Origin of the sequence: Actinoplanes sp. NPDC049265, from assembly GCF_043197135.1 — a bacterium.
In the GTDB taxonomy this organism is placed as follows: Bacteria; Actinomycetota; Actinomycetes; order Mycobacteriales; family Micromonosporaceae; genus Actinoplanes.
In genome coordinates this window covers 904,673-912,132 of the sequence record NZ_JBICSP010000002.1, presented here as the reverse complement: position 1 = coordinate 912,132, position 7,460 = coordinate 904,673, and the positions used below count along the sequence as shown (strand labels likewise).

The 7,460-nt window shown below is 70.5% G+C and carries 4 protein-coding genes and 2 pseudogenes; 3 read left to right on the top strand and 3 right to left on the bottom strand.

Annotated features, from left to right (window positions below):
- Both ACGFIO_RS09810 and ACGFIO_RS09805 read right to left on the bottom strand, forming a co-directional pair.
- Positions 1-201: pseudogene (locus tag ACGFIO_RS09810) on the bottom strand (hypothetical protein); the annotation flags it as partial.
- Between the two features lie 234 nt (positions 202-435).
- Entirely contained in the window at positions 436-2,034 is a 1,599-nt protein-coding gene (locus ACGFIO_RS09805) for a phytoene desaturase family protein (RefSeq protein ID WP_392824325.1), read from the bottom strand.
- Positions 2,035-2,107: 73 nt separating this feature from the next.
- Here ACGFIO_RS09805 and ACGFIO_RS09800 point away from each other — a divergent pair.
- Positions 2,108-4,072, top strand: a pseudogene (locus tag ACGFIO_RS09800) (MMPL family transporter); the annotation flags it as partial.
- Between the two features lie 9 nt (positions 4,073-4,081).
- On the opposite strand, the gene ACGFIO_RS09795 reads toward ACGFIO_RS09800, so the two are convergent.
- Positions 4,082-4,903 carry a YhjD/YihY/BrkB family envelope integrity protein gene (locus ACGFIO_RS09795; RefSeq protein WP_392824322.1) on the bottom strand — a complete coding sequence of 274 codons (822 nt, stop codon included), beginning with the start codon at positions 4,901-4,903 and terminating at the stop codon, positions 4,082-4,084.
- A gap of 86 nt (positions 4,904-4,989) precedes the next feature.
- Here ACGFIO_RS09795 and dxr point away from each other — a divergent pair, with 86 nt between their 5' ends.
- Positions 4,990-6,198, top strand: coding sequence for a 1-deoxy-D-xylulose-5-phosphate reductoisomerase (dxr, locus tag ACGFIO_RS09790; RefSeq protein ID WP_392824321.1), 1,209 nt, complete (start codon positions 4,990-4,992; stop codon positions 6,196-6,198).
- Between the two features lie 2 nt (positions 6,199-6,200).
- Positions 6,201-7,457 carry a M50 family metallopeptidase gene (locus tag ACGFIO_RS09785; RefSeq protein WP_392824318.1) on the top strand — a complete coding sequence of 419 codons (1,257 nt, stop codon included), beginning with the start codon at positions 6,201-6,203 and terminating at the stop codon, positions 7,455-7,457.
- Positions 7,458-7,460: the final 3 nt, after the last annotated feature.

Below are 7,460 nucleotides of genomic sequence, written 5' to 3'. Positions count from 1 at the left end.
GAGGTGCTCGGTCATCTCCTCGTTCAGCGCCGTCTCGAGGACGTTCTTGGTGAACAATTTCAGTAACCCGCCGGGACCGGTCAGCTCCAGCCCGCTGGCCCTCGCCTCGGCGACCATCGCTGCCGCGGCGGCCTGCTCCGGCGACAGCTGCCGCCCGACCCGCCTGTTCTTCGTCGGTGTCTCCACGATCTCTGACGTCATTACTCACAGTGCCCATCCCGCCGACTCTCAAGTCCGGCGAATCGGGCCAGAAACACCGTTTCGGGTACAGCCCCGCGCAGCCTGCCAGCCGCCGGGGCGGCGGGAATGGTGTGCGGGGCGGTGCCTTGCAGCGGCGCATATCGGCGGGCGGGGCGTTGGAAGCGGTGCGGTGGCGCGGGTGGTGCCGCGGTGCGGGGTGGTGTAGGCGGGGTGGTGCGGGCTGAGGGGTGGGGGTCAGGGGCGGCCGAGGTCGTGGAGGATTCGGGTGGCGGCGTTGTGGCCGGCGGCGCCTATGACGCTGCCGGCGGGGTGGGTGCCGGCGGAACCGGCGTACAGGCCGTCGAGCCCTGTGGCGTAGGGCATGCGCTGGTTGAAGGCGACCGTGTTGTCGACGTGGTGGATATGGCCGCCGGTGATGCCGAAGTGCTTCTCGATGCCGGGCGGGGTCAACGGCATCATGTCGGCGACCAGGGCGCTGGTGCCGGGGGCGTACCTGTCGCAGATGGCCAGGAGCTGGTCGACGTAGCGGGGCAGAGCTTCGTCCCACGTGGTGCCGGCCAGGTCGTAGGGCACCGACTGGACGAACAGCGCGGACGAGTGGTGGCCCTCGTCGTCCTGCAGGCTGGGGTCGACCGTGGTGTGCAGGTACCACTCCATGGTCGGCTCGGCGGGCAGGCGGCCGGCCTGGACGTCGGCCCACATCGCGCGCAGGGCGGCCATCGGGGAATCGGCCTCGGCCCCGCCGGCCAGGCCCGCGGAGCCGGGCAGCAGGTGGATGGTCGAGCCGAACGGGGACGGGGCGCCGGGCGGAAGGCAGGAGAAGGTGGGCAGGTCGCGCAGGGCCAGGTTGACCTTCATGGTGGTGCCGGGCTTGCGGATGGCGGCCATGTGGTCGATCAGGGAGGCGGGCAGGGCGCCGTCGGGAACGAGGTCGATCAGCGCGTACGGGTCGCAGGCGCCCAGCACGACCGAAGCGGCGACGGACGACCCGTCGGCCAGTTCGACACCACTGGCGGCGCCACCGGAGACGGTCACGGCGCTCACCCGCGTACCCGTGAAGATCTGCGCTCCTGAACCCCGCGCGGCGGCCGCGAACATCTGGGACACCGTGCCCATGCCGCCGGCCGCGATCATCCAGGTGCCGTCGGCCCCGGGCAGCCGGCACATGTTGTGGGCCAGGAAGTTGTGGCCGGTGCCGGGGTCGTCGGGGCCCGCGTTGAGGCCGGAGATGCCGTCGGTCACCGCGTACATGCTCATCAGAAGCTCGGATTTGAAACCGAAGCGGGCGAGATAGTCGGCGACCGAGCCCCGCATCATGTCGATGAACGTGCTCTGCAGGGACGGGCGGATGTAGCGGTCGGCGACCTGCTCGATCGACCCGGGCTCGGCCAGCCAGGCCGGCGCGAGGTCGGCCCGCAGCGCCGCGATCTCGACCGCCATCGCCTCGTCGGCGGCCACGTCACGCGGCGAGAAGAACCGCTCCATCTGGGCCCGGGTGGCCGCCCGGTCGCTGCCGAACAGAAGGTAGGGCGAGCCGGCCGGACCGGGCGTGGGCAGGAAGTAGTGCGGGTCGCGGCGCAGCACCGGGATCTGCACGTCGAGCTTCCGCAGCAGCTCGGGCGGCATCAGACCGAGAAGATAAGACCCGGTCGACTGGCCCAGGCCGGGCACCCGGGGGAACGGATGCTCGGTGCGCGTGGCGCCCCCCAGCACGTCGGCGGCCTCGAGGACCACCACGTCGAGGCCGGCGCGCGCGAGCAGGATCGCGGACACCAGCCCGTTGTGGCCGGAGCCGATGATGACCACGTCAGCACGCTGCGGGAGAGTCGTCATGGCGTGGACCCTAGCGCTGAAATCCGTCTCGCGTCCGGGCCTGTGGACAACGGGATTCCAGTAGGTTGACGGCATGTTCGGGTGGTGGGGGAGCGCCGTCGTACGCGTACGCGGATGGGTCATCGTCGCTGCGACGGTGCTTGTCGCGGCCGGCGCCACCTGGGGTTTCGGAGTCTTCGGGGCGCTCACCGGCGGTGGCTACGACGACCCGGGCTCGGAGTCCAACCGCGCCGCCGAGGCGATCGCCGAGCGGCTGCACCGGCCCGGCCCCGACCTCATCGTGCTCTGGTCGAGCACGGGCCGGACCGTTCAGGACGCCCAGGTACGCGCGGCGATCAGCGCCACGGTGGCCGGCCTGCGGACCCAGCCCCAGGTGACCAACGTCGCGAGTTACCTCGACGGGCGTACTCCGGGCCTGGTCAGCACCGACGGCCGGGCCACCTACGCGATGGTCTGGCTGGCCGGCGACGATGAGGACGCCAAGCTGGCCTCGTACGAGGCGATCGAGCCGCGTTTGGACGCGGCCGGGCTGACCACCGACGTCGGTGGCGAGGTGGCGTTCAACCAGCAGGCCAACGAGCAGACCGAGCGGGACGTGACCCGGGCCGAGCTGTTCTCGCTGCCGGTCCTCCTGCTGCTGCTCATCCTGATCTTCCGTGGGGTCGTGGCGGCGCTGTCCCCGCTGGTCATCGGTGGTATAGCGATCCTCGGCGCGTTCGTGGCGGTGCGCGGGCTGACCTATCTGACCGACATCAGCGTCTTCGCGATCAACGTGATCACGCTGCTCGGGCTGGGCATGGCCGTCGACTATTCACTCTTCGTGGTCAGCCGGTTTCGCGAGGAGCTGGCCGCGGGGCGGGACGTGCCGGACGCTATCCGGATCACTGTCGCGACGGCCGGGCGTACCGTCATGGTCTCGGGCCTGACCATCGTCCTGGCCCTCTCCTCCCTGCTGATCTTCCCGCAGCCCTTCCTCGGCGGGATGGCGATCGGCGGCATGGCCGCCGTGCTGATCGCGATGCTCGCCGCGCTGACCGTGCTGCCGGCGGCGTTGTCCCTGATCGGGCACCGGATCGACCGCCTGCGCATCCCGCTGCCGCAGCGCCGCGGCGCGGTGCCGGGCGCCGCGTGGGGCCGGCTTGCACACAGCGTGATGCGCCGCCCGGTGCTCTACCTGGTCGGTGTGCTCGCCCTGCTGGTGCTGTTCGCGGTGCCGTTCACCAGGGTGGAGTTCGGGGGCTTCGACGCACGGGTGATGCCGGCCGACACCCCGGCGCGGATCGTGGTCGAGACGCTGCGTGACGATTTCCCGGGCGGCGGCACAACCCCCATCGATGTGTACGCCCCGGCCGGTAACGCCGAGGCCCTGGCCGGCCGCGTCTCGGGGCTGCGTGGCGTGACCGGCGCCCAGGCCACCGACCCGTCCCTGCTCACCGTCACTACGTCGTACGATCCGAGCTCGGACGCCGCCCGCGGTGTGGTCCGGCAGATCCGTGAGCTGGCCCCGGACGCCCTCGTCGGCGGCCGGGCGGCGATCGACCAGGACCTGCTCGACAGCCTGTCCGACCGGCTGCCCTGGATGGCCCTGATCATGGCCGTGGCCACGTTCGTGCTGCTGTTCCTGGCCTTCGGATCGCTGCTGCTGCCGATCAAGGCGGTGCTGATGAACCTGGTCTCGATCGGCGCGTCCTTCGGCGTGGTGGTGTGGATCTTCCAGGACGGCCACTTCGAGAACCTGCTGCGCTTCGAGGCGACCGGGTTCATCGAGCCCAGCAACATGATCCTGGTCCTGGCCGTGCTGTTCGGGCTGGCCACCGACTACGAGGTGTTCCTGCTCTCCCGGGTGCGCGAGGAGTGGGACCGGACCGGCGACAACACCACCGCGGTGGCGACCGGTCTGCAGCACACCGGGCGGATCATCACCGCCGCCGCGCTGCTGCTCATCGTCGTGGTGGCCGGGTTTGCCACCGGCGGCGTCTCGATCGTGAAGACCATCGGCGTCGGCATGATCGTGGCCATCGTGGTCGACGCCACGCTGGTGCGGGCGCTACTCGTGCCGGCCACCATGCGCCTGCTCGGCCGGCTCAACTGGTGGGCGCCCGGGCCGCTCGGCCGCTTCCGCTCGCCGCTGCTGGAAGGCGCTGGCGCTGAGGGTGGCACCGTAGCCGACCAGCACGATCACGTGGAAGAGATAGAGCCAGAGGCCGACCGCGACCATGCCGCCGATCTGGGTGAAGCCGCCGAACGGGACACCCAGGTCCAGCGGTAGCGAGCAGAACAGCACGAAGCCGTGCAGGAAGCCGCTGAGGTTGGCGGCGGTGAACGAGCCGACCAGGACGGTGGCCAGCCATCGGGGGCGGCCGGGGGCCAGGTAGCGGTAGACCCAGATCACCACCGGCGTCAGCACCAGCCAGCACGCCAGGAACGACAGGACCACGCCGCCCACGGCGTACCAGCCACCGCGTACCCACAGGGAACTTGTCACCGGCAGGGCCAGGAACGCGGCGAGCAGCAGCGCCGGGGCGGCGGCCAGCAGAGGCAGCCAGAGCAGCCGGCCGCGCCAGCCGACCAGCGTCTCGTCCCGGCTCCGGACCGAGACGAACGCGCGGCGCAGGCCCTCGCCGTAGAGCGTCGCCGGGAGCAGGCTGGCCAGGGCGAACCACGGCGACAGGTGCAGTCCGGCGTCGATGAGCGCGGAGAGGGCCCGGGGCGCGCCGATCGCGTCCGGCAGCGCCGCGATCGTGTGCCCGGTCAGCCGGCGGACCCGATCAGCGCCGGCCACCAGCCCGGTGAGCCAGATCGCCAGCAGGCACACCGGCACCACCGCGATGCCGCCGTAGAAGGTCACCGCGGCCGCGTGCAGCGACACGTCCCGTCCTTGCCAGGCCTTCAGCACGCTGGGCTGATACCCAGTTGTCCACAGGCAAATTCGGACCTGGGCGCGAATCCGGGAAGATGGTGTCCATGCGGGAGCTAGTGCTGCTCGGGTCCACCGGTTCGATCGGGACCCAGGCCATCGACATCGTCCGGCGCGACCCGGGTCAGTTCCGGGTGGTCGCGCTGGGAGCCGGCGGCGGCAACGTCGAGTTGCTGGCCCGGCAGGCCCTCGAGCTGTCGGTCGAGGTGGTCGGGGTGGCCCGGGCCACCGTCGTGCAAGACCTGCAGCTGGCCTTCTACGCTGAGGCGCAGCGCCGTGGGTGGGCCAGCGGCGACTTCCAGCTGCCCAAGATCGTGGCCGGGCCGTCGGCGATGGCCGAGCTGGCCGAGTGGCCCTGTGACGTGGTCCTCAACGGCGTCGTGGGCAGTCTCGGGCTGGCCCCCACGCTGGCCGCGCTGCGTTCCGGGCGGGTGCTCGCCCTGGCCAACAAGGAGTCCCTGGTCGCGGGTGGGCCACTGGTCAAGGCCGCGGCGGCGCCCGGCCAGATCGTGCCGGTCGACTCCGAGCACTCGGCGCTGGCCCAGTGCCTGCGCGGCGGGCGGCGCGAGGAGGTGCGCCGGCTGGTGCTGACGGCCAGCGGGGGAGCGTTCCGGGGGCGTACGCGCGCGGAGTTGACGCATGTCACACCCGAGGACGCGCTCAAGCACCCGACCTGGGACATGGGCCCGGTCGTCACCATCAATTCGGCCACCATGGTGAACAAGGGACTCGAGGTGATCGAGGCGCACGAGTTGTTCGACGTGCCGTACTCCGACATCGAGGTGATGGTGCATCCGCAGTCGGTGCTGCACTCGCTGGTCGAGTTCACCGACGGCTCCACGCTGGCCCAGGCCAGCCCGCCCGACATGCGGCTGCCTATCGCATTGGCGCTGGCCTGGCCCGATCGGGTGCCGGGGGCGGCCGCGGGGGTCGACTGGCGTGAGGCACACAACTGGGAGCTGCGGCCGCTGGACGACGAGGCCTTTCCAGCCGTACGCCTGGCGAAACAGGCGGGCCAGGCGGGGCATTTGTTACCGGCTGTCTACAACGCGGCCAACGAAGAGTGTGTGGCCGCGTTCGTGTCCGGTCGGCTACCTTTTCTGGGCATCGTCGAAACCTTGGAGCGGGTGCTCGCGGCGGCGCCCGGGTTTGCCGATCCGAGTACCGTCGACGACGTGCTGGCCGCGGAGTCCTGGGCGCGTGCCCAGGCGCAGCGGATGATCGCGACTGCGGCTGAAGGGGCTTGAGGATGTTCGCGGTGGGGTTTGTGGCGTTCGCGCTCGCGATCCTGATCTCGGTGAGCCTGCATGAGGCGGGCCACATGATCACGGCCAAACGCTTCGGCATGAAGGTCACCAAGTACTTCGTCGGGTTCGGACCGACGGTGTTCTCCTTCCGCCGGGGCGAGACCGAGTACGGCCTGAAGCTGATCCCGCTCGGCGGCTTCTGCAAGATCGTCGGCATGACGCCGCAGGACGACGACGTCGACCCGGCCGACGAGCCGCGGGCGATGTGGCGCTTCCCGGTGTGGAAACGGACGATCGTGATGGCGTCCGGCTCGGTCACGCACTTCCTGCTGGCCCTGGTGGCGATGTATTTCGCGGCCGTCGCCGTCGGGGTGCAGAACCCGGCCCTGCCGGTCACCGCGACCGAGCAGCGTGAGGCACCCGCCCAGATCCAGGTCGGCGACTGCGTGCAGATCAACCTGCGCGACAACTCACCGTGCGCGGTCGGGCAGAACGGTGACGTCAAGGGCCCGGCGGCCGTCGCCGGGCTGAAGACCGACGACATCATCACCGCGATCAACGGCAAGCCGATCGCCAACTACGGCCAGCTGACCGACACGATCCGGTCCCTGCCGGCCGGCGCGGCCCAGTTCGCCTACTCCCGGGCCGGTCAGCCCGGCACGGCGACCATCAACCTGATCGCGGCCCAGCGGCCGCCGCTGGAAAACCCGAAGGGCCCGGTCACTCAGGTCGCGGTGGCCGGCATCAACTGGACCACCACGGAACCGCTCACGGTCACCTATGGCCCGGTCGACGCGTTCGGCTCGGTCGGCCAGCAGACCGCGACGATCGTCAGCGGCACGTTCGCGGCGATGAAGCGCATCCCCGAGAAGATCCCGGCCCTGTGGCACTCGATCACCGGTGACGAGCGCGACCCCGACACCCCGATCAGCGTGCTGGGTGCCAGCCGGTTGGGCGCCGAGGCGGCCGAGGCCGGCCTGTGGGAGATCTTCATCGGCATCTTTATCTCGTTGAACGTCTTCATCGGCATCTTCAACCTGCTGCCGCTGCTGCCGCTCGACGGCGGGCACATCGCCATCGCCTGGTACGAACGCGCACGTTCGTGGCTCTACTCCAAGCTGAAGCGACCCGATCCAGGGCGTGTCGACTACTTCAAGTTGATGCCGCTGACCTACGCCGTCATTCTGATCGGTGGGGCGTTCACCCTGCTCACCGTCACGGCGGACGTCGTCAATCCGATCTCGATCTTCTCCAGGTGATGT